Here is a 22195-nt window from a genome sequence, read left to right as displayed (position 1 = left end):
GTCCCTCGCAGCTTCTATCGGGCTGGCTCAGTTCTTGAGCGCGAAGGTCTCCAGCTTGGGAGCATTGTCGCCGTTGATCAGCACGCAGTCCATCAGCTGCTTTTCCTTCTCCGGCGACTTCTTGTTCTTGATGAAGTCGCTGGCCTGCTCGACGGCCATCTGCGCCTGGGCGTAGGCCGGCTGCAGCACCGTCGCCTTGATGCCGCCTGACGTGATGGAATCGCGCACATCGTTCGAGCCGTCGAAGCCGACGACGATGACGTCCTTGCGGCCGGCTGCGGCCAACGCCGCATAGGCGCCCATCGCCATCGTGTCGTTGCCGGAGATCACGCCCTTGATGTCCGGGTTGGCCTGCAGGATGGACTCCATCTTGGAATAGGCCTCGGTCTGGCTCCAGTTGGCCGACTGCTGCGCGACCTTCTTCAGGTCCGGATAGTCGTCGATCACGTCGTGATAGCCCTTGGAGCGGATGCCGGCATTGGTGTCGGACTCCTTGCCGACCAGTTCGACATAATTGCCCTTCTCGCCCATCAGCTTGACGAATTCCTGCGCGCCGAGCTGGGCGCCCTGGTAGTTGTTGGAGACGATCTGCGCCACGGCGACGCCGGTGGCGTTGATCTCGCGGTCGATGAGAAAGGAGGGGATGCCGGCGTCCTTGGCTTTCTGCACGGCCGCGACAGTGGCGTCGGCGCCAGCATTGTCGAGGATGATCGCCTTGGCGCCGCGACCGATCGCCGTGTCGATCAGCTCCGACTGCTTGTTGGCATCGTCGTCATGCACCAGCACCAGCGTATCGTAGCCGAGCTCCTTGGCCTTGGCCTCGGCGCCGATGGCTTCCGCCTTGAAGAAAGGATTGTCGTGCGAAGGCGTGATGATGGCGATCAGGTCCGCCGCATAGGCAGGCATCGCGGTGCCGAGTGCGAGCACGCCGGCGAAAGCCGCAAGCGTCATTCTGCGATTGAGTTTCATAAAGTCCTCCCGTTGAAAAACCTGCCCCGGACGGCCGAGGCGATTGTCTGCGTCTGAATTAGTTAGGCAGTGCGGGCCGCGCCGCTCGGATTTTGAAAGTCTTTGCCGGCTTTCATCCGAACCTTGTCTCGCTGCTCTCCCCGCCGCCCGTCACTCCTTCGTGGTCGGATTTCCCAAAAATCCGAGCCAGGGCAGCTAAAGCTAGCTGGTATGATGAGTCAACCACTAATTCAGGTGATCTGTACCTAACCTCGACTTCGCATCAGGTTATGCGCTGGATGCTGGCTGCGATCTCTTCCGGTTCGAAGACCCGCTTCCAGTCGTCGCGCATGAGCACCGGCTTGCCGAATTCGATAGCCTTGTTGCAGGCGTCCGAGAACACACCCTTGGTTTCACCGAAGATGACGGCGCCGAGCACGTTCATGTGGCCAAGCAGGAAGTCGAGCGCCGCCTGCCTGTCGACGCCGCGCGCCACCACCTCGTCGACGGCTTCTTTCATGACGACGAGCAGCGAAGCACATACCGTCTCCGACAGACCAGGCTCCAGTAGCGCCATTTGCTCAACGGTCAAGCGATGCGAGCGCATCACCGGCGCCCAGATGATCCGAGCGATCTCCTCGCCCTTGGCATAGTCCTGCTCCGGACCCTGCATCAGGGCGCTGACGAAGTGCTGCTTGGCCTTGACGCCGCCGAAGAAGTCCTTCTTGGCCGCCATGTCGGTTTCGTCATTGAAGATCGGCGGATGGCAGGGATGGGTGACGAAATAGGTGAGGTCGGAGCGCTTCGGCAGATGGCCGGCAAAAGGCGCTGCCGCATCGAGCACGATCACCATCGTTCCCGGGACGAGTTTGCTCTCGATGCCGGCCGAGACCTTGCCGATATGCGTGTCGGGAACCGCCAGGATCACCACGTCGGCACCCTTGAGCGCTTCATCGACGCCGACCGTGTCGATGCCGAGCCCGGTCTTCAGGCGCTCCTTGCCCGGCTCGCTGATCTCGACATGGCGGATGGTGTAGGGCGAGCCGCGAAAATTGGTCGACAGGCGATAGCCCATTTTGCCGCCGGCACCCAATAGCGCAATCGTTGTCATCAATCTGCTCCTGACGTTCAGACGAGGGGCCGCGCCAATCGTCATCTCGCATACTGGTATGATCACTCTACCAGAGTTTGGCAAGAGGAATTGTCTATGACTTGTCTGTCATCTCGGCTGGACCGTCGCCGCCGGCGCTTTCGTCGTCGCCTCCGGGTCCTTGTCGCCGTCCGCGAGGTCGGCGGGCGTGCGCCGTGCCATTGCCTGGCGCCCGGCCAGCGCAAGCACGAAGATAACGACGATGCCTTGCACGATGTCTTGCGCGCCCGGAGGCAGACCGATGATCTGCATGGTGGTGACGATGAGGATGAGCAGGATGCTGGCGAAGAGCGTCCCTAAAGCCGTCGCCGATCCGCCGAAGATCAGCGTTCCGCCTAGCACCACCGCGGCAATCGACTGCAGCAGATAGGGCTGGCCCATCTCCAGGAAGGCGCCGCCGATATAGGCTCCGAGCAACAGACCGTCGAGCGATGCCAGCACCGAGGAGATGACGAAGGCCGATGCGACCACCGGACCGTTGCTGATGCCTGCGAGCCGGGCCGCGGCGCGGTTCTGGCCGACCGCTGACAGCAGTTGCCCGAACACCGTGTAGCGCAAAACGAAGGAGGTTGCGGCGACGCCGAGAATGGCGATGACGGCCATGATCGGCACGCCGGAGATACGGCCAGTCGCCAGTTGCTTCAGTGCCGGGCTGACCGCGAAACCCGGGATCGCCTTGTTCGATAAGAGCGTTGCGGTCGCCAACACATAGCCGGTCGCCAGCGTCGCGATGATCGCCGGAATGCCGAGCCCGACGACAAGCAGCGAATTGAGCGCCCCGACGGCCAGGCCGAGCAGGATCGCGGCGATGACGCCGATGGCCAGGTTGGCATCCTGTCCCTTGATGGTGAGCAACGCGACGAAGGCGCTGAGCGTGATTACCGAAGCGACGGAGAGATCGACGTTGCCGCGCCCGGTGGTCACCACGAACATCTGGCCGATGCCGACGATCGTCAGGAAAGATGCCGACAAAATGACTCCGGACAAGCTGGACAGGCTGAAGCGGTTGGTGACCACGGAGAGCACCAGCCACAACACAAGCACGCCGATCGCCGCCCAGATCCAGCGGTTCCGCTGCGCCCAGATGCCGAAGCTGGCAAATGCGTTCATGACTCGCTCCGGCGGTCTGCGGTCAGGCTGCGCAAGGTGAGCAGCGCGATCAGGATCAACCCTTGCGTGGCGGCGTTGTAGTCGCTGCTGACGCTGAGGGTGCCCAGAAGTGCGCCGATCAGCGAGAGCGTCACCGCGCCGGCGACGGCGCCGACCGGCGAAATGATGCCGCCGAGGAGCGAGCAGCCGCCCATCACCACCGCGGCGACGCTGAGCAGCGTGAAGGAATTGCCGGAGTTGATGTCGCTCGCCGTGTTGATGGCCGTCAGCGACAGGCCGGCAGCGCCCGCGAACAGACCGGCGATGAGATAGCGCACCAGTGCATAGCGGGTCGGCGACCATCCTGAGCGGATCATCGCAGCCGGGTTGTTACCGAAGCCACGCAGCACCACACCGAGCGGCAACCGGTCAATGGCGAGCACGATCAGTGCCACGGTTGCGATCATGATGATCGACGTCGGCATGAAGCCGATCGACCAGCCGAAGAGGGTGATCAGCCAGTCCGGGCTTGCGCCGCCGGGTGTCGGCTGCAGCGCGTAGCCGATGCCGACCCAGATGAAGGATGCGCCCAGCGTGACGACGATGGCCGGGATCTTGCGCGCCTGGATAACGCCGCCAAGGCCGGCATAGGCGGCGAGCGCGGCCACCAGCGCCAGCGTGCCGAGCCATGGCTGGTCGTAGAGCAGTGTGGCGCTGAGCACGCTGACCAGGCCGGCGAAGGCGCCGACGCCGAGGTCGATCTCGCTGCCCCCGACGATGAACATCTGCGCCGCCGTCACCAGCACCAGCGACAGCGCCGGCATCAAGAGAAGATCGAGCCCGAAAGTCGAGGCGACAGCCGGATTGATCGCGATCATGATGGCAAGCACGGCGGCAAGCCCGATGAACGGCGCGGCATTGACCAGTTTGCGCCCGAGTCCCGCCATGACGGTCCGCTTGCTGGGGGTATTGGATTGGCCGGCCGCCGGTTGCGCGAAGGAGGCACCGACGATGGCTTGCTCGGTAATAGCCTCGCCCGCCAGCTCGCTGACGATACGGCCGCCGGAAAAGACCAGCACGCGGTCGCAGGCAAGCAGTTCCGCATCCTCGGTCGTATGCCAGATCAGCGCTCTGCCGCCACGCGCGACTTCGTTGCAGAGCCGATAGAAATCCTGTTTGGTGGCTATGTCGACGCCGCGTGTCGGATCGTCGAGCAGGATGATCGGCGTGTCAGCGACCAGCGCCCGCGCCACCAGTGCCTTCTGCTGGTTGCCGCCGCTGAGCTCGGTGATGTTGGACTGAAAGCGCGTGTCGTCGAGCCGCAGCTTGCTGGCGGCGCCTTTCGCCGTATCGCTGTTGGCGCGCTCGGAAACGACGCCCAGCGCCGACCGGCGGGCAAGCGCGCCAATGCTGATGTTGCTGAGCACGCTCCACAGCGGGAACACGCCTTCCTTCTGCCGGTCACCGGCGATGAAGCCTGCCTCGGCATACCTGGCGACGGTCGCCTGCTGTTTCCGGTCGGGCTTGAAGATCGCGTGCAGCAGATCCTTCTGGCCGCTGCCCTCGAGCCCGGCCAACCCGACGATCTCGCCGCGCACGATGTCGAGGTCGCGGCCGAGCTCCGACGTCAGCGCTCCCGAGAGCCGCACCAGCACGTCCTGCGAGGATGCCGCGGCGACGCTGTGCTGATGGATCGGATTGGCGTCGCCACCCATCAACTGCACCAGCTTGCCGATCGAGGCATTCGAGGCGTGGCCCTGCCAGGCCATGCGGCCGTTGCGCAGCACCACGACTTCGGTGGCGATGTCGATGATCTCCTGCAGCTTGTGGCTGATGAAGATGAAGGCGAGTCCGGCCTTTGCGCGTCCGCGGACAAAGGCTCTCAGCTGCTTCGAGCGGTCGAGGTCGAGAGAAGAGGTCGGCTCGTCGAGCACGATCAGCGTGACGCTGGGCGTCGCCGCGGCGCGTGCGATCTCGACCATCTGACGTTCGGCAATGGTGAGATGGCCGACCTCGGTATCGGCGTCGATGCCGTTGCCCGGGAAGACGGCGTCGAGCGCCGCGCGGGCGCGGGTTCGGTACAAAGCCCGCCAGCCCGGCCGGCTTGCCGAGTCGCCAGGGGTCTCCAGGAAGAAATTCTCGGCGACAGACAGGTTGGCGCATAGCGACAGCTCCTGATGCACCATGCGGATGCCACGGCGCTGCGCTTCGCCAGTGTTGTAGGCTGCGAAAGGAACCTCTTCGCCGGCAAAGGAAATCGCGCCTAGCGTCGGCCACATCGCGCCGCACAGAATGCGCATCAGCGTCGACTTGCCGGCACCGTTGCCGCCGACGAGCCCGATCACGTCGCCGGCCCGCACAGACAGGTCGATCCCCGCATTGGCCAGCGTCGGCCCAAAACTCTTGGTGATCCCGCTCAGCGAAACGACGCTCGGTCCAGCAGGGGCGGCAGCGGTGCCCTGTACGGCAACGGCGATGTGGGACATTCGTCCTCCGGTTTTGCGCGGACAACGATCGGGCGCGGCCGTGCGGCAGCGCCCGATCCCGAACTGCCTGGCTTATTTGCTGAGCAGGTTCTGCTTGACCCAGTCCAGCGAGTAGCTCGGGCTGATGATCTGCCCGCCCGGCAGCTTTGCATAGTCCTTCAAGTTGCTCGCATCGACCGTCGCGACCGGCATGATCATCAGCTTGGGCGCATTGGCGCCCTTAAGCAGCGACAGCCCGAGCCAGAAAGCGGCGCCGCCGATGCCAGGCGTGGTGTTCATCGAAACCGTTTGGTAGCCGTTCTTGGCGTTCTCCTCGGCCCACCATTTGACGAAGTCGGTGCCGCCGCCGCCTTCGATGATCGGCATCTTGTCCTTGTAGTCGCCGCCATACTGGACGAAGGCCTGGGCGATGCCGACATCGTCGCTGCCGCCTTGGCCGAGCACGGCGTCGACATGCGGCAGCGAGGGCAGCACATTGGCGATGGCCGCCTGCGCAACCGAAGCGGTCGCCTGGCCGTAGACCGTGGCTACCACCTTGATGTCCGGATACTTGGCCAGCACCGACTGTTGCGCATTGAACATGTCGTTGTCGGGCGCCGAGCCCTTCACACCGCGCACCTGGATGACATTGCCCTTACCGCCGAGCATCTTAAATACGGCTTCGGCCTGGGCCGCCTTGTAGCCCTTGAAGTCGAAATTGAGCTGGTAGTTGCACGGCGCCGATGCGACGGAATCGAAGGAGATCACGATGATCCCGGCTTTGCAGGCCTTCTCGATCACGCCGTTGACGGCGGTCTCCGAGGCCGCGTCGACGGCGAGCACGTCAACCTTCTTGAGGATTAGTTCGGCGATCTGGCTGTTCTGCTGCGCGACCGAGCCGTCGCCGTTCATGACGATGTAGTCGGCGATTTGCCCGGCGGCCTTGGCTTCCTTGGCGGAGGCTTCGAACGCCTCCACCATCTGGTGCCGCCAGGTGTTGCCATAATAGGCGTTGGCCAGCGCGATGACCGGCGCGTCCTGCGACGCCATTGCCGGTAGAACCGAAACACTCGCCAGCGCGGCGGCAAATGCCGCCACAGTTGCAAACTTCATGGATATCTCCTCCCAAAAAAACCGCCCAACCCGGTCGGTCGTCTGTCATTTCCCTTACAGCGTCTCTTCCGAAGATGCCATACCATCTACATGTTATACCAGCATACCAAATAGGCAAGCCGGTAGCGGAACTTGTTCGCTTCCGATCGTCGGGAACGAAATGGGCCTGTCGGTTAAGTCTGTCCTCAGTCTGCGGGCCGGCTTCGGTGCCGGCCCTGCGGCATCCTGCGCGCCGGTTTGTGGCTCACGCAAGGTGGACATTAGGTCATCATATATGTAATGTCAATTGACCGGCAGGGCTTGTTTGCCCGTGCGACTCGCTGTCGATATGCCAACAAGGATTACGGAGGGGCGGATGGAACCGGTCCAGAAGAAGAAGCTGTATGTCGAGGTGCTCGACCGGCTGTTGGCCGCGATCTCGACATCGGAGTTTCCGCCCGGTTCGCAATTGCCGTCGGAGAAGGAACTGATGACGATGATTGGCGTGGGCCGGCCGTCGATCCGCGAAGCGATGCAGTCGCTGCAGCAGATGGGCCTTATCAGGATTTCGCATGGCGAACGCGCACGCGTAATCAATCCGACGCCCGAGGTGATTGTCGACCAGGTCTCAGCGGCGATGGTCATGATGCTGGCGACGAACTCCCGCGGGCTCGAAGAACTGAAAGAAGTCAGGCTCTTGCTGGAAACCGGTCTGGTCAGGATCGCGACACGGCGCGCCACGGCCAAGGGCCTGGAGCGACTTGCCGAGACCTTGCGCCATTTGCGCGAGGCAAAGACCGATCAGGCGCGATTTGTGACCGCAGACATGGAGTTTCACGCCGTCATCGCGGAGATGAGCGGGAATTCGATGATCGCAGCTGTGGCCAAGGGAATGCTCGAGTGGCTTTCCCGGTTCAAGCGGGATCTCGTCGCCATGAAGGGCGCCGAACGCCTCACAGTCGAGGAGCATGAACGAATATACAAGGCGATTGCCAGCGGCGATGCGGAAGGCGCGAGCGCCGCTATGGCTGAACACATTGGCCGCGCCAATGAACTCTATTCGAAGTTGGCCGGCGGTGCCGGCGGCTAAATTGCGCGCTTCTGAAAACTTTTTTGCCACCCAAAACTCATGTGATGACATAATGTCATTTTGGTGCTAACGCTCCCTCCATGAGTGATGTCACAGCTGGAATAGCCGCATCGAATGGTCGTCTCTGCGCCACCTATTTGATCGAAACCCGCTATCCGTTAGAGGTCGCCGCAACCGCAATGGCCGGCGAACAATCCAGCGGGACCTTCCGTGCCGTTCCGGGAGAGACACCGGAGCTGCTGAGGAGATTTGGAGCGCGCGTCGAATTCATCGACGATGTCGTGGAAGTCGAGAATGAGGCCTTGCCATTTTCGCGGTCTCCGAAAACCCTGAAGGCCGGCAAGCCGCTCCGGGCAAAGGTCGGACTCTCCTGGAATATCGAGAATACGGGGACCGTCCTTGCCTCGGTTTGGTCGACAGTTCTCGGCAACTTGTTCGAGCTGCATCATTTCTCGGCCATGCGGCTGCTGGACGTTACCTTTCCGGATCTTTTTACGGACGCTTACTCCGGGCCGGCTTTCGCCGTGGAGGGAACGCGTCGGCTGACCGGCGTGGAAGGGCGCCCCTTGATCGGCACGATCATCAAGCCGAGCGTCGGTCTCACGCCGGAAGAGACGGCTGCCCTTGCCGATACGTTGATTGCCGCCGGTATCGATTTCATCAAGGACGACGAATTGATGGGAGATCCTCCGCATTCGCCATTCGAGCAGCGGTTCGAAGCGGTGATGGCGGTTATAGACAGACATGCCGACAGAACCGGTCGCAAGGTTATGTACGCGGCCAACCTTTCGGGAGATGTCGACGCCATGCGGCGTCGGTTGGATATGATCGGTCGGCGCGGCGGGACCTGCGCCATGCTCGTCTTGAATTCCGTCGGTCTGTCGGGCGTCATCGACGTTCGCCGACATTCAGCTGTCCCTCTTCACGGGCATCGCGCAGGCTGGGGCCTTTTCAGCCGTTCTGTCGATATCGGCATGAGCTATCTCGCCTATCAGAAATTCTGGCGGCTGGCCGGGATCGACCACATGCACGTCAACGGGCTGTCCAACAAATTCTGCGAGCAGGATGCGTCGGTGATGGCCTCGGCCCATGCCTGTCTCACGCCGATGTTTGGGCGCGCGGACCGTCCCGACATGGTCATGCCGGTATTTTCGTCCGGACAGACTGCGGTGCAAGCGGCCGACACCTTTGGCAGGCTCGGCTCGAACGATTTCATCTATTGCTGCGGCGGCGGCATCATGGCGCATCCGGGTGGGCCGGCTGCAGGCGTGCGAAGCCTGCATGATGCTTTCGACGCCGCTGCCGCAGGCATTCCGGCACGCGACTATGCCGCCAACCATCCGGAACTCGAGGTCGCGCTGCAGGCGTTCGGCTGAATCTGCGCCATCCGGGCGCCATCAACGTGAAAATGGGAGAGAAGAAATGAGGACATCCGTAGCGGTGCTTGGAGCCGGAGGGAAGATGGGCTTCCGCGTGACCCGCAAGCTGGTGGACGCGGGCTACGATGTCCGCGCCGTGGAAGTCGGCGAGGCAGGCCGCAAGCGGCTGGCCGACGCCAACCTCAGCGCCGTCGCCATGGAGGAAGGCATTCCCGGCGCCAAAGTCCTAGTGATGGCTTTGCCTGACAACATCATCGGCCAGGTGATGCGGCAGATATCGCCGATGTTGGCCAAAGGCACTATGATCCTCATTCTGGACGCCGCGGCACCCTACGCCGGCGATCTTCCCGGGGATCGGCCAGACCTGACCTACTTCATCGGCCACCCCTGCCATCCGCCTTTGTTCAATGACGAGACGGAGTGGGCGGCGCGTCGCGATTATCACGGCGGCATCGCCAGGCAGTCCATCGTCTGCGCCCTGATGCAAGGCCCGGAGGAGCACTACGCGCTTGGCGAAGAGGTGTGCAAAACGATGTGGTCGCCGATCATCGAAAGCCACCGGGTCACGGTCGAGCAACTGGCGATACTCGAGCCGGGCCTGTCCGAGATGGTTGCGATGCCCTTCGTCGACACGATGGTCGAGGCTGTGGAGGAATGCGAGCGTAGATATGGCATTCCCAGACAAGCCGCTCTTGACTTCCTCATCGGCCATCTGAATGTCGAGATAGCCATGTGGTTCGGCTTCTCTCCGAAAGTGCCCTCGGACGCCGCGCTGCGCCTGATGCGCTTCGCAAAAGGCGTCGTGGTCCGCGACGATTGGCGCGAGGCCCTCTCTCCAGCCAAGGTGAAGGAAGCCTCCGAACTGATCGTCTACGGCAAAGGAGCCTGAGCGCTGCCTCCGATGCCCAGGACCATATCGGTATCGACTGCGCTCTTTGACGGCTATTCGATGGAACTGGCCATCGGGGAAATCGCGCTGGCCGGCGCCATCCATGTCGAGCCGGCCTTCATTCGCGGTTATGTCGATTTCGAAGAGGGCATGTTCACCACCACGAACGCCTCAAGGCTGAGGGCGACGGCGGAAGCTGCCGGGCTTGGGATCAAGGCCGTATCGGCTCATCTCGACCTTTCGGGGCCGGATGCGGTGGATGCCTTGTCGCGGCGCATCGCCTTTGCTGCCGGTTTAGGCGCATCCTCCCTGATTACCAATGCCGGGCCGATGACAAAAAGGGCGGGCATACGAAAGGCGATCGATGCCGTTCTGCCGAGGCTGGAGCAATCCGGTGTCGCTCTTGCGCTCGAGAACCCTGGACATGGCAGGGGCGATTTACTTGGCAATGCTCGGATGGGAGCAAGCTTCGTACGCGACATCGGATCGCGCCTAGTCCGCCTCAATCACGACGCCGGAAACGTCTTCACCTATAGCCATGAGGCAACGCAGCCCGCAGAAGATATCGCGACAGCCATCGACACGATTGGTCATGCACATCTCAAGGACGTTGTCAGCCGCGACGCAGGATGGACGTTCTGTGCTCTCGGCGAGGGCGCTGTCGATTACCTGAAATATTGGCGGATGCTCCCTCCGGCGCTTCCAGTCAGCATCGAAATGCCATTGCGATTGGAGCGCCCTCAGCGCCGCGACCCGCAACGGCGAAAGACCCCTGTCGATATCCCGACCATTCGGGCCACGCTGCAGCGCTCACTGCGTTTCGTGAATTCGCTGGAGGCCGCCAGGAACAGCGCTGTGTGAGCCGCGACGGTTTTGTCCAGGCGATGTTGGTCCAGCCGTGCCGAATGGCTGCTATCGCATTTACGAGGCCAGAAGCTGTCGGTCTTCTTGCGGTCCCAGACTCCAACCGAGTAAGTACGTAGGCGTTCCTCCCGTGGCCAATCATGCCCGAAGGAGAAACGAAATGGGACATTCCCTTTATGACCCCACCGCTCACGATCGCCGCGCATGGAACGCGGGCAAGAAGGTCGGAACGAAACGCCCGCTGAAACTCGACAGATATGGGCGATGCGCTTTTTTCTCGATCGGGAGCGGCGCAGACCACCTGCTTTCCATCTGTCGAAATGAGCGGCGATGGTTTGAATCTGGCTGTGATTGAAACCGTCCTAACCGGGCCGATCAAACCGGTCGCGCAACATGCTCCAAGGCAGCAGCATGTTGGGCGCGTAGCGCAGCAAGCCGTGAAGGGGGATCGGCGCCGGCGGCGCAAATGGCAACGGCAGGTCGCGCCCTTCTGTCCCGGCGGCCCACTCGGCGAGCACCCTGCCCATGGCCGTGGTCATGGCGATGCCGCGTCCATTGCAGGCACGGGCCGCCATCAGACCTGGGCCGAGGTCGATCAGATGCGGCAGGAAATCCGGCTCGACGGCGGCGATCCCCGACCAGCTATACTCAAGCGGTGGCAAGTCGGGCAGTTCCAGCCGTCTCGCCAGTCGCCGCCAGATTGTCCGCGGCACGCGCCTGTCGGCGCCCGCGCTTACCACATGCATGCCGCCGCTGATGAGCCGGTTCTGGGCATCGAAGCGGAAGGTGAGAAGATTGCGTCTGGTGTCGGAGAAACCCTGGTCTCCAGGCAGCAAGCGCTGGCGCGCCTTCGACGGCAGCGGCGCCGTCGCGATCTGGAACACCTTCAGCGGAAAATAGGTCCGCTGCAATGTCGGATTAAGCGCGCCGCCATAGGCGTTGGTGGCGATCAGCACCTTGCCGGCACGCAGCGAGCCGGACGGAGTCGTCAACGTCCAGCCGTCGGACAATCGGTCGATCGATGTGACACGCGAGTGCTCGAAAATCCGTGCGCCGGCGTTCTCGGCCGCATCGGCCAGTCCGCGCGCGAAATGGACCGGATTGAGCACGCCGCCTGAGCGGTCCATCCAGCCGCCGGCATAGCCTCGCGCGCCGGTCAACGCTTCGGTCTGGTGGCTGTCCAGTATCACCGCCGGCCGGCCGCGCTCCGCCCATTGCCTGGCGCGGGATTGGATTCTCTCGAGAGCAGCCGATGAGTGCGCCGCTTGTATCCAGCCGTTCTGGACGGCGTCGCAGGCGATGCTATGCCGCGCGATCAGGTTGAACACGAGGTCGGCGCTGCCCGCGGCGACCCCGATCAGCCGCTCGCCGCGCTCGGCACCGAGATGCGCCAGGATCGCGTCCGGATCCATTTTGGCGAAGTTTGGCACGATGAAGCCAGCGTTGCGGCCTGTGGCGCCCCAGGCGATGATCTCTGCTTCGAGCACAGCCACCGAAAGGCCTTTGCTGGCGCCATGCAGTGCGGTCGACAGGCCGGCAAAGCCGCCGCCGACGACGGCAAGATCGACATCGAGGTGATCTTCCAGCGCGGGTCGGAGGCAGTGGTGGCGGCCGACCGCGTGCCACAGGGAAAGCGCTTCGTGCCGCGCCATTGCGTTCAGGATCCACTTTCGCTGGCTGTGGCTTTCGTCCGCTTGCCGAAACGCGCCCGACGTGGCCGCTCACCAAATACGCCGTTCGGCCGAACCAACAGGATAACGCATAGCATAACGCCGATGGCGACGATTTGCAGTGATGCGGCTCGCGCCTGTTGTTCCGGTGCGAAGAGCACGCTCGTGAGCGCGCCTGAACCCGCCCATATCGCCCAGACCAGTACGCTGCCTGCAACGGCGCCGGCGTTACTCCCAGAGCCGCCGACGATCAGCATTACCCAGACCTGGAAGGTGAGGATCGACAGGTAATTGTCGGGAGCGATGAAGCCGATGAAATGCGCCTGAAGTGCGCCGGCCAGCGCCATGATAGCGCCGCCGACGGCGAAGGCCTGGACGCGGTAGAAGCGCGCGCTCTTGCCGAGCGAAATCGCCGCTCGTTCGTCCTCCCGCAGCGCCTTGAGCACACGGCCCCATGGGCTGCGTGACAGATGCTCCAAGGCCAGATAGGCGATCAGCGTGACAGCCGAGACGACAGCAAGGTTCGACAGATTGAACAGCAGCGGAGTTTCGGCGAGGCTGCCGAAGGGACGCGGGATGAAACCGATGCCGAACGGCCCGCCGGTCAGCTTCTGCGCGTTGAGTGCGACCAGTTGCACGACCACCGCGACACCGAACGTGGTGATCGCTAGATAGTCGGACCGCAGACGCAGCGTCGCTATGCCGGTAAGGGCTGCGGCAACGCCGCCCACCACCATGGCGCCGGCCCAGCCGGCAAGGATCGGCAGGCCGAAACCGCCGAGGCGCGCGGGGTCGTCCGGTGTCGTCAGCAGCGCCGATGTGTAGGCGCCGATGGCGACGAAACCGGCGAGGCCGACATTGAACAGGCCCGTCAGCCCCCATTGCAAATTGAGCCCCAGCGTGACCAGCGAGAAGATCAGTGCAGTGCTCAGGAAGAAGGCGCCATAGCCGATGAGATCGATCATCTTTCCCCAACTCCGAAAAGGCCGATCGGCCGCACGAACAGCACCGCCATCAGGATGATGAAGGAGACGGCGGCGCGCCATTCGGCACCGATCAACTGCACCGCGCCGGCTTCGGCGAGCCCGATGATCAGGCCGCCGAGTACCGCGCCCGGGATGCTGCCGATGCCGCCAAGAATGGCGGCGGCGAACATCGGCAGCAGCATGTCGAAGCCCATGAACGGTCGGATCTGCACCAGAATGCCAATCATCACGCCGGCCACGCAGGCAAGCGAGCCGCCGACGATCCAGGTGACGCGCACCACCTTGGCGACGTCGATGCCGACAATGCGGGCCAGCGCCGCGTTCTGGCTTAGCGCCTGCATCGAGCGGCCGGTCTGCGTGCGCGTCATCAGCAGATGCACGCCGAGCACAAGCACGGCGGTCAGCAGCAGCAAGGCGATCTGGTCAGGCGTGATGCGGATGCCGAAGCCGATCGGCATGGCGATCTGGATCGCGCGGCTGAAATAGGTCGGCCGTGAGGTGAAGGTGAACTCCAACAGGCTGCGCAGCGCCATGGAGGCGCCGAAGCTCGCCATCACGACGATGATTGCCTGGCCTTGCGAGCGCAGCCGCGAGAACAGCACCTTGTCGAGCAGCAGCGCCAGCAGGGCAGTGAACGCCATGCCGACGACCAGGGCGACGAGCAGCGACCAGCCGAAGGACAGTGGCCCGATCGGCGCCACCTTGCCGAAGGTCGCGCCGATGGCGCTGACCACGGCCAGCGTCGCATAGGTTCCCCAGGCCATGAAGTCGCCGTGGGCGAAGTTGGAGAAACGCAGGATAGAATAGGTGAGCGTCACGCCGATGGCGCCGAGGCCGATCATGGAGCCGGTCAGCAATCCGTCGACGATGAATTGCAGGCTCATGCCGCGCCTCCCTTGTGATGCTGGGGGCGCTGGCCGAGATAGAGTTCGGCGACGACCGGATCGCTCCACAATTCGGAGGCGACGCCCTCATGCCGGTCCTTGCCCTCGACTAGGACATAAGCGCGGTCGCCGATGGCAAGCGCTGCCTTGGCGTTCTGCTCGACCAACAGAACGGTGACGCCGGATCTGCGGATGCCGGCCAGCATCTCGAACACGACCGACACGAATTTTGGCGACAAGCCGGCCGACGGCTCGTCCAGCACCAGTACCTTGGGGTGGACGATCAGCGCCCTCGCGACGGCGAGCATCTGCCGTTGCCCGCCGGACAGATTGCCGGCGGCGGTGCGGCGCTGGCGGACGAGGTCGGGGAAGGCGGCATACATCTCCTCGATGCGGGCGGGGATTTCCCGCCGCTCGAGGATGCCGCAGGCTACTTTGAGATTGTCCTCGACCGACATCAGCGGAAAGATGTTTTCGGTCTGCGGCACGAAGGCAAGGCCAAGCCGCACCATGGTGTGGGCGGGTGCTGCGGTGATGTTCTTCCCGTCCAGGAAAACCGTGCCGCCGGTAATCGGGACGAGGCCGGCGATCGCCTTGATGAACGTGGACTTGCCGGCGCCGTTGGGGCCGAGGACGACGACGATCTCACCCTTGCCGACCGTGATCGAAGCGCCGCGCACGATCGGCATGCCGGGTTCATAGCCGGCTTCGAGATTGCGGACATCGAGGACGGTCACGCTCATGCGGCGCCTCCCAGATAGGCTTCGATGACGCGCGGATCGCGGGCGACTGCTTCCGCCGTGCCCTCGCTGAGCAACTGACCGCTCGCCATTACCAGGACGCGGTGGCAGAGCCGCGCCACCATGTCGATATTGTGTTCGATCAGCAGGAAGGTGATGCCTCGCGCATTGATGTCGTGGATCCGATCGATGATGACCTCCAGGAGCGTCGCGTTGACGCCAGCCGCCGGTTCATCGAGCAGGATGATCGCCGGGTCGGCCATCATGACACGGGCGAGTTCGAGCAGCTTGCGCTGGCCGCCGGACAGCACACGCGCCGGCTCATACGCGAGGTGGGTGAGGGCGACGAGCTCCAGCAGTTCGAGCGCCTTTGTCCGGGCGGCTCTTTCCTGCGCCGCCACTCGCCAAGGCGTGACGAAGTTGGCGAGCAGCCTTTCACCGGTCTGCCCCTGCGCTGCCAGCATGATGTTTTCGATCAGCGTCAGGTTGGGCAGCGGTCGTGGAATCTGAAAAGTGCGGCCGAGCCCTCGACCGATGCGCAGGTGAGCGGCTTCACCGGAGATGCGCGTGCCGTTGAGAAAGATATCGCCGCTGTTCGGCAATATGCTGCCGGCCAGCAGATCGAACATGGTCGTCTTGCCGGCACCGTTCGGTCCAATCAGGCCAAGGATTTCTCCGGCTTTGACATCGAAGGAGACATCGTTGACGGCGACGAGACCGCCGAACTGCCTGACGACGTTCCTTGCCGTCAGGACCGGCGCACGGCTCTCCCGCCCCTGCCGTCTGGTTGCCTCGCTCATAAAACCCTCTGGCCGAAGACGCGCGTTGTCGCCTTCCCATTTTGATTTGTGATCACACTTGCTTTGATCACGCTATTCGGCTTTAATTTCCTCCGCAAGCCGAAAACCGGGCCCAGAGCGGAATTCCATGCACAAGACTGCCACCGAAAGGAACAACGAGACGATCGCGGCCCAGCTTGCGCCGGTGGGCCGCGAAACGGTGCAGGATCGCGTCTATTCCGAACTGCGACGGGCCTTGATTGGCGGCCTGTTCGAACCAAGCCAGGTGCTGACCATCCGCGGTCTGGCCGATGCGCTGGTCACCTCGACGATGCCGGTGCGCGAGGCGCTCGGGCGGCTGATCACGGAAAAGGCGCTGGAGGCGTTGCCCAACCGTTCGGTGCGCGTGCCGCCGATCACGCTGGATCGCCTCGACGATCTCTTGCGAGCCCGCATCCTGATCGAAGGCGAGGCGATAGCGCTTGCCGCCGCTCGCATGGTGCCGCGCCAGATCTCCACAATCGAAACCATTCTCGGCGAATGGGATGAGATGCGGGCGCTGAAGCACAAGAAAGATGTCGACCGCGAAGTGACGCTCAACCAGAGCTTTCATTTCGAGATTTACCGCTCCTGTGGCTCGGCCGTACTGATCCCGATGATCGAGAGCCTGTGGCTGCAATCGGGGCCATGCATCCGCGTCGCCATCTACGCCTTTTCGGAAGCCGGTGAGGTCGACACCGCCCAGTATCACCGCCGCATTGTCGAGGCGCTGGCCACGCAGGACGCACGGGCGGCGCGCGAGGCGCTGGTCGCCGACATCAGCCGGCCCTTCACCTTCTTGCGCAGCAAGCTGCAATCCGCGGCTGGGAAAGATCAGACATGACCTCTATCCGGATCACCGAGCCACGCTCGAAGCTTGCCGTCACGGCGCTGTTACTGCCCGAGAAGGCGCCGGAAAACGCCGCTTTTCTCACGGCGTATCTCGCAACGCCACGCGTCGTCCCAGGCATCCACGCCATGTGGACTGGACCTGAAATTTCCTGTCCGGTTCCATCAGCCGACCTCGAAGGCCAAGCCTATGCCCGGCCGCTGCCGGCGGAGAACGCGACCCTGACGCCGCAGCCCGGCGATATCGTCTTGTCCTACGTGCCGCCGCACATGTGGGGTGGCAACCCCAATGCCATCTTCGACATCGGCCTGTTCTACGGGCAAGGGGCGCGGCTTCTGTTCCCGATCGGCTGGCTGGCCGGCAGCGTGGTGGCGCAGGTGCGCGCCGAAGAGAGCGATCAGTTCGCCGCCGCATGCGGGGCGATCCGCCGCAACGGCGCCTGCGATATCAGCTTCATCGTGGTGGAGGCCTGACATGACCGACGACAGCTTCGAGCTCTTCGATCTTCGCGTCGAGGCGATCGTCCCCGAAGGCAAGCCGATTTATTGCGGCGCCAAGGCCGGCGACTATTTCGAGCTGAAGGGCGAAACGCTGTCGATGCCGGCAGGGCAAGGCTTTTCGATCTATTCGCTTGCCGCCGTGCTGCCGCTGCTTGCGGCAAAGCAGCGCCCGACCCAGAAGAATGATTGGATGACCTCGGACGCCGAGATCGCTTGTCCCGACCCCAATTGCTCCAGTCGGCTCAGGATCGTCAGGCTGGCCAAGCGGCGATTCAGCCATGCCGAAACCACGGCCGAGCCGCTGCCGAAGGAGAATAACGAGGGATGAGTGCTAAGACCTTCGAGCTCGGTCCAGGCTACAAGATCTCGCGCGTCATTCGCGGTGGGTGGCAACTCGCCGGCGGCCATGGCGCCATCGACGGCAACCAGGCGGTGGCCGACCTCATCGCTACCTTCGATGCCGGCATCTGGACCTATGACTGCGCCGACATCTACACCGGCGTCGAGGAACTGATCGGCGCCGCCCGCCTGCGGCTGGCCGATGAGCGCGGCCTTGATGCGGCGGCCAGGATGAAGGTGCACACCAAGCTGGTGCCCGACCTCGAGCGGCTGGCCACCATCAGCCGCAACTATATCAGGGGCATCGTCGACCAGTCGCTGCTCAGGCTGAAGACCGAGCGGCTTGATCTCGTGCAGTTCCACTGGTGGGACTATGCGCAGCCTCGTTACGTCGAAGCGATGGGTTGGCTGGACGAGCTTCGATGCGAGGGCAAGGTGCACAATCTCGGCACCACCAATTTCGACACGCCCCGGCTCGCTGAAATCCTGGCCGCCGGCATCCCGCTGGTCAGCCAGCAGCTGCAATATTCGGTGCTCGACCAGCGGCCTGCGCACAGCCTCGCCGCAGTTGCGAAGACAAACGGCGTCAGCTTCCTCTGCTACGGCTCGGTGGCCGGCGGCTTCCTCAGCGAGAAATGGCTTGGCGTGGCCGAACCCACCACGCCGCTCGAAAACCGCTCGCTGGTCAAATACAAGCTGATTATCGATGATTTCGGCGGCTGGGATCTGTTCCAGCAAATGCTGCGGGCGCTCAAGTCCGTCGGTGATCGCCATCGGGCCGACATTGCCACCATCGCCAGCGCATGGGTGCTGGAGCAGCCGCGAGTGGCCGCCGTGATCGTCGGTGCCCGCAACCAGGCGCATGCATTGGCAAATGCGAACATCATGGACATCGAGCTCGATGCCGACGACCGCGCACGGATCGCTGCCGTCATCGCGCAAGGCGCCGGTCTTGAGGGCGATGTCTACGCGCTGGAGCGTGACCGCCACGGCCGCCACGGCTCGATCATGCACTACAATCTCAACGCGGGCCGGGTTTGAAAACGATGGACGGAAAGCTGTTTTCGCGGGCCAGTGCCGAAGTCATCGACCTGCATCGCTTCTTCGCCGACTGGTTCGTTGCTGCGCGCGCCGATAGAGTGCATTTCGGCCGCTTCGAAGCCGCCATGGGGGAAGGATTGACGGTGATCGCACCAACCGGCCAGATCCTCGACCGTAAGGCCGTCGTTGAGCATGTCCGCTCCAGCCGCGCCACATGCGACGATGGCTTCGCCATCTCGATTGAGGACATCAAGCCCGGCTGGCAGGCCCGCGACACGATCGTCATCCTCTATGTCGAGGCGCAGTTGCGTGGCGGCAAGCACAGCCGCCGCCAGTCGAGTGCCGTCTTCACTGCTAGTTCATCGGCGCCCAATGGCGTCCAATGGCGGCATCTGCATGAAACCTGGCTGCAGGTGCCGGAACACTGACACTTTCGAGACGTCAAACCAGTTCGTGTAACTAAAGGGGAACAACAATGAGAAAGACGATACTCCAACTCACCACCGCGCTCGCTCTCGTCACGATTGCCAGCGCCGCGCAGGCCGCCGATTGCAAGATCACCGTCGGCCTCGTCATGGAACTGACCGGTCCCGCCGGCGAATACGGCCAGGCCGGCGCCAAGTCTGTCGAAATGGCCTTCCGCGACATCAACGACGCCGGTGGCGTGAGCGGCTGCGATCTCGTCACCGACACGCGCGACAGCCAGAGCCAGGGCAACATCGCGGTCGATGCCGCGACCCAGCTGGTACAGGTCAAGAAGGTGCCGGCCATTATCGGCGGCATCATCTCCTCGGTGTCGATCCCGATCCTGACCTCGGTCACCGCGCCGGCCAAGATCGTCCAGGTCTCGCCGGCTTCGTCCTCGCCGACGCTGACGGCACTCGGCCGCGAGGGCAAGACCAACGGCATCTTCTTCCGCACCATCACCTCGGACGCGCTGCAGGGCGTGGCCGCGGCCAAATACGCCCTCGACAGGGGCTTCAAAAAGCTGGCGATCATTCACGTCAACAACGATTTCGGCGTCAACATGGTGGCCGAATTCTCGCGCGCCTATAAAGCGCTCGGCGGCACCATCGTTTCCGACACGCCCTACAATGAGAAGCAGTCGAGCTATGCCTCGGAAGTGACGGCAGCGATGGGAGGCGAGCCGGACGGACTTTATCTCGTCAGCACGCCGGTCGATGGCGCCACCATCGCCCGCACCTGGATATCGCAAGGGGGCGTGCAGAAATTTCTGCTCAATGACGGCATGAACAGCCCTGACTTCATCGAGTCGGTCGGTGCCGACTATTTGAAGGATGCCTATGGCACATCGTCCGGCACCAGCCCGACCGCATCGACCGAGTATTTCACCAAGAACTACAAGGCGTTCTCCGGTATCGAGCCCTCGAATCCGGCGGCCGACCGCTCCTATGACGCCGGCGCCATCGTTGGCCTTGCCATTGCCATAGCCGGCTCAGAGGATCCGGCCAGGATCAGGGATGCCATATACAAGGCGGTCGACCCGGCCGGCACGCCGATCTTTGCCGGGAAGGAGGAGTTCGCCAAGGCACTCGGCCTGATCAAGGACGGCAAACCGATCCGCTATGAAGGCGTCATCGGTCCGGTCGTCTTCGACAAATTCGGCGACATCACCGGTCCGTTCCGGTTGTGGAAGATTGTCGACGGCAAAGTGACCACCGATGGTGAAATGACCACCGACGATGTCAATGCCCTGCAGGCCAAGCTGCAGTAAGCTGGACAGTGCTACCGGCATCGACAGCATTTCATCGCGATTGCTGCCGGTATCGCTTGAGGCGGACCGATATCACTTGCGCGGCATGCGATCGCGAATAGGATCGGCCGGCTGCAATTCTTTTTTCGTTTACCAGGACGGAGCCGCCGACAGTCCAAATCGGGCGCTCTTTTGCCGGCGATATTGGCCGCTCCATCGCGGACGTTGGCGGCGATAGCCGTGAGCTCAATGTCCGAGGCGGCATCCATTTGTCTGGGGTTCTTGGAAGCTTTCGAACTTTCTGGGTCGCGCCTCAGCCCGAATTGAGGGTGCTCATGGACAAAATGGGACACTGGTCAGCTGACGCAATTCCAACGAGACCATGGCCTGATGAGCCGATGCAAGTGGCCGCTCCGCATAACTAGCGGCTACGCGGGCCATGGCAACGCCGCGCTCGGCGTTGTCGCGCGATTCCTCCGTCGGCATTCCATGGTGAGTTCTCGAACCCCACGAACATGACCGCCAGCCCGATGGATGCCGCCAGGCGACGGTTTCACCGCGACTGAATGCCGAGCCGACCAAGACCGTGTCGGCGCAGAGTCGGTGGCGTTGAAGGCCGGCAAGGAAAACATCGCGATCGTCACGCCGACTTTCCTGATCGCGCATAGCGCCCGAGTGCGAAAAGCAGCCGCAGCTGCCCCATATCGCCAAAGTCTCCCCGTCAGTACCATTCGGCAAGCGCGCCATGCTAGAACCATCCAGGGAAGGCAACGCGTGCCGCCGTCGCCAGCGGTGGGATGTCCTCGTCGGGGACCGAAGAATAGGGCCACAATAGCTTGGCCCTGATCGAACTCCAACTGCCGGCTGCCGCCATTGCCTTGTCGAGGGCGGCGTCGCTGACGGCGTAGCGTGCCCGAAATGGTAGGACGTGGTCCGCGAGAAAGGCCTGTACGCGTGCTTGCATCTCGAAGGCCGCTTGTTCCCCGGCTCGTATCTGCGCCCACCACTGCAGTGCGCCTTTCGGGCTAAGGCAGGCGATGTTCGAATAGCTGCCATGCGCACCGTTCGCGTAACCGGTTGCCAGCGTGTGGCCTGGCACGAACACCGAAAGGCCCGACAGTTCGCGCCGCATGCCGGCGTACCAGGTGGCGTCACCGCCGGGGAGTTTTGCCCCGACAAGCGAGGGTACCGCGGTGCCCAATGCGGCAATACTTTCTAGAGTCAGCCGCCGCTTGGCGTGGGGCGGGTTATAGAGCACCAGAGGAGTGCTCGGCGCTGCCTCGGCCAAGCCCGAGACGAAACGCAGCACTTCTTCGTCGCTTGGTGGCCACCAGTCCGGCAAGGTGAATTGCACTCCCGAGAGTCCCAATCCCGCAACCCGCTTCAATCGCTCGCATGCAACTCGCGGATTGGACTGGCTGATGCCGATCTGGAATGGGATTCTCGCGGCACCGGCGACTGCCGCCACCATCTCGCTCAGCCGGTCGAATTCTGCTTCAGTCTGGCAATGGAATTCACATGCCGTGCCGTTGGAATAGACGCCGTGAACGCCGGATGCGCAGAGCCGCGCGACGGTTTCTTGCGTGACGCTCCAGTCGATATTGCCATCCAGGCCCACGGCCAGCATCACGGCGCCCCAGATGCCGCGCGGCGCGTGTTCGGGGAGGGCGGAGAGATGATCACTCAT

21 protein-coding genes are annotated in these 22195 nt (G+C 63.2%); 10 read left to right on the top strand and 11 right to left on the bottom strand.

The features are described from left to right. Positions 1 to 27: 27 nt before the first annotated feature. The 5 genes from LB538_RS19865 to LB538_RS19845 form a co-directional block, all read right to left on the bottom strand. The gene (locus tag LB538_RS19865; protein WP_224528588.1) at positions 28 to 969 is read right to left on the bottom strand and encodes a D-ribose ABC transporter substrate-binding protein; all 942 of its coding nucleotides are present in this window, start codon (positions 967 to 969) and stop codon (positions 28 to 30) included. 262 nt (positions 970 to 1231) lie between these two features. Continuing rightward, complete coding sequence (locus LB538_RS19860) at positions 1232 to 2059, bottom strand: phosphogluconate dehydrogenase C-terminal domain-containing protein (protein ID WP_224528585.1); 828 nt, start codon at positions 2057 to 2059, stop codon at positions 1232 to 1234. A gap of 108 nt (positions 2060 to 2167) precedes the next feature. Next, positions 2168 to 3208: an ABC transporter permease gene (locus LB538_RS19855; protein ID WP_224528583.1), complete on the bottom strand. Its 1041-nt coding sequence runs from the start codon at positions 3206 to 3208 to the stop codon at positions 2168 to 2170. Further along, on the bottom strand, positions 3205 to 5673 hold the full coding sequence (locus LB538_RS19850; RefSeq protein ID WP_224528580.1) for an ATP-binding cassette domain-containing protein: 2469 nt from the start codon (positions 5671 to 5673) through the stop codon (positions 3205 to 3207). The genes LB538_RS19855 and LB538_RS19850 overlap by 4 nt, the downstream gene beginning before the upstream one ends. Before the next feature lie 72 nt (positions 5674 to 5745). Continuing rightward, a complete protein-coding gene (locus LB538_RS19845) occupies positions 5746 to 6765 on the bottom strand; it encodes an ABC transporter substrate-binding protein (RefSeq protein WP_224528577.1) in 1020 nt (339 codons plus the stop codon). Positions 6766 to 7051: 286 nt separating this feature from the next. Between LB538_RS19845 and nanR the strand changes: the two genes are divergently transcribed. The 4 genes from nanR (at position 7052) to LB538_RS19825 (ending at position 10963) form a co-directional block, all read left to right on the top strand. Further along, complete coding sequence (nanR, locus tag LB538_RS19840; protein ID WP_224528574.1) at positions 7052 to 7834, top strand: transcriptional regulator NanR; 783 nt, start codon at positions 7052 to 7054, stop codon at positions 7832 to 7834. An 80-nt stretch (positions 7835 to 7914) separates the two neighbouring features. Further along, positions 7915 to 9210 (top strand): ribulose-bisphosphate carboxylase large subunit family protein, encoded by a 1296-nt coding sequence (locus LB538_RS19835; RefSeq protein ID WP_224528571.1) that lies wholly within the window; start codon positions 7915 to 7917, stop codon positions 9208 to 9210. A gap of 46 nt (positions 9211 to 9256) precedes the next feature. After that, the gene (locus LB538_RS19830) at positions 9257 to 10102 is read left to right on the top strand and encodes a phosphogluconate dehydrogenase C-terminal domain-containing protein (protein WP_224528568.1); all 846 of its coding nucleotides are present in this window, start codon (positions 9257 to 9259) and stop codon (positions 10100 to 10102) included. Between the two features lie 60 nt (positions 10103 to 10162). Further along, the gene (locus LB538_RS19825) at positions 10163 to 10963 is read left to right on the top strand and encodes a sugar phosphate isomerase/epimerase family protein (protein ID WP_224528564.1); all 801 of its coding nucleotides are present in this window, start codon (positions 10163 to 10165) and stop codon (positions 10961 to 10963) included. A gap of 365 nt (positions 10964 to 11328) precedes the next feature. On the opposite strand, the gene LB538_RS19820 is transcribed toward LB538_RS19825, so the two are convergent. The 5 genes from LB538_RS19820 to LB538_RS19800 are packed head-to-tail and all read right to left on the bottom strand — an operon-like array spanning position 11329 to position 16046. Then, positions 11329 to 12618: an NAD(P)/FAD-dependent oxidoreductase gene (locus LB538_RS19820; RefSeq protein ID WP_224528561.1), complete on the bottom strand. Its 1290-nt coding sequence runs from the start codon at positions 12616 to 12618 to the stop codon at positions 11329 to 11331. A gap of 5 nt (positions 12619 to 12623) precedes the next feature. Continuing rightward, positions 12624 to 13601, bottom strand: coding sequence for a branched-chain amino acid ABC transporter permease (locus tag LB538_RS19815; RefSeq protein ID WP_224528556.1), 978 nt, complete (start codon positions 13599 to 13601; stop codon positions 12624 to 12626). Next, entirely contained in the window at positions 13598 to 14506 is a 909-nt protein-coding gene (locus LB538_RS19810) for a branched-chain amino acid ABC transporter permease (RefSeq protein WP_224528553.1), read from the bottom strand. The genes LB538_RS19815 and LB538_RS19810 overlap by 4 nt, the downstream gene beginning before the upstream one ends. Next, complete coding sequence (locus LB538_RS19805) at positions 14503 to 15249, bottom strand: ABC transporter ATP-binding protein (RefSeq protein ID WP_224528551.1); 747 nt, start codon at positions 15247 to 15249, stop codon at positions 14503 to 14505. The genes LB538_RS19810 and LB538_RS19805 overlap by 4 nt, the downstream gene beginning before the upstream one ends. After that, entirely contained in the window at positions 15246 to 16046 is an 801-nt protein-coding gene (locus LB538_RS19800) for an ABC transporter ATP-binding protein (RefSeq protein ID WP_224528548.1), read from the bottom strand. The genes LB538_RS19805 and LB538_RS19800 overlap by 4 nt, the downstream gene beginning before the upstream one ends. 127 nt (positions 16047 to 16173) lie before the next feature. Between LB538_RS19800 and LB538_RS19795 the strand changes: the two genes are divergently transcribed. From LB538_RS19795 to LB538_RS19770, 6 genes are read left to right on the top strand one after another with little or no spacing between them, the layout of a single operon-like run. After that, positions 16174 to 16908: a GntR family transcriptional regulator gene (locus LB538_RS19795; RefSeq protein WP_224528546.1), complete on the top strand. Its 735-nt coding sequence runs from the start codon at positions 16174 to 16176 to the stop codon at positions 16906 to 16908. Beyond that, entirely contained in the window at positions 16905 to 17387 is a 483-nt protein-coding gene (locus LB538_RS19790; RefSeq protein ID WP_224528544.1) for a DUF3830 family protein, read from the top strand. Before LB538_RS19795 ends, LB538_RS19790 begins: the two co-directional genes overlap by 4 nt. Position 17388: 1 nt before the next feature. Continuing rightward, a complete protein-coding gene (locus tag LB538_RS19785; protein ID WP_140542327.1) occupies positions 17389 to 17742 on the top strand; it encodes a TIGR04076 family protein in 354 nt (117 codons plus the stop codon). Then, complete coding sequence (locus LB538_RS19780; protein ID WP_224528542.1) at positions 17739 to 18794, top strand: aldo/keto reductase; 1056 nt, start codon at positions 17739 to 17741, stop codon at positions 18792 to 18794. Before LB538_RS19785 ends, LB538_RS19780 begins: the two co-directional genes overlap by 4 nt. 5 nt (positions 18795 to 18799) lie before the next feature. Next, positions 18800 to 19222 (top strand): hypothetical protein, encoded by a 423-nt coding sequence (locus LB538_RS19775; RefSeq protein ID WP_224528541.1) that lies wholly within the window; start codon positions 18800 to 18802, stop codon positions 19220 to 19222. A 47-nt stretch (positions 19223 to 19269) separates the two neighbouring features. Then, on the top strand, positions 19270 to 20529 hold the full coding sequence (locus LB538_RS19770; RefSeq protein ID WP_224528539.1) for an ABC transporter substrate-binding protein: 1260 nt from the start codon (positions 19270 to 19272) through the stop codon (positions 20527 to 20529). Positions 20530 to 21256: 727 nt separating this feature from the next. Here LB538_RS19770 and LB538_RS19765 read toward each other — a convergent pair. Further along, entirely contained in the window at positions 21257 to 22195 is a 939-nt protein-coding gene (locus LB538_RS19765; protein ID WP_224528537.1) for a dihydrodipicolinate synthase family protein, read from the bottom strand.

This window comes from Mesorhizobium sp. Ca11 (assembly GCF_020165275.1).
Taxonomy (GTDB): Bacteria; Pseudomonadota; Alphaproteobacteria; order Rhizobiales; family Rhizobiaceae; genus Mesorhizobium.
Note: the sequence above shows the minus strand (reverse complement) of the source record. Positions and strands in the feature narration are given on the sequence as shown.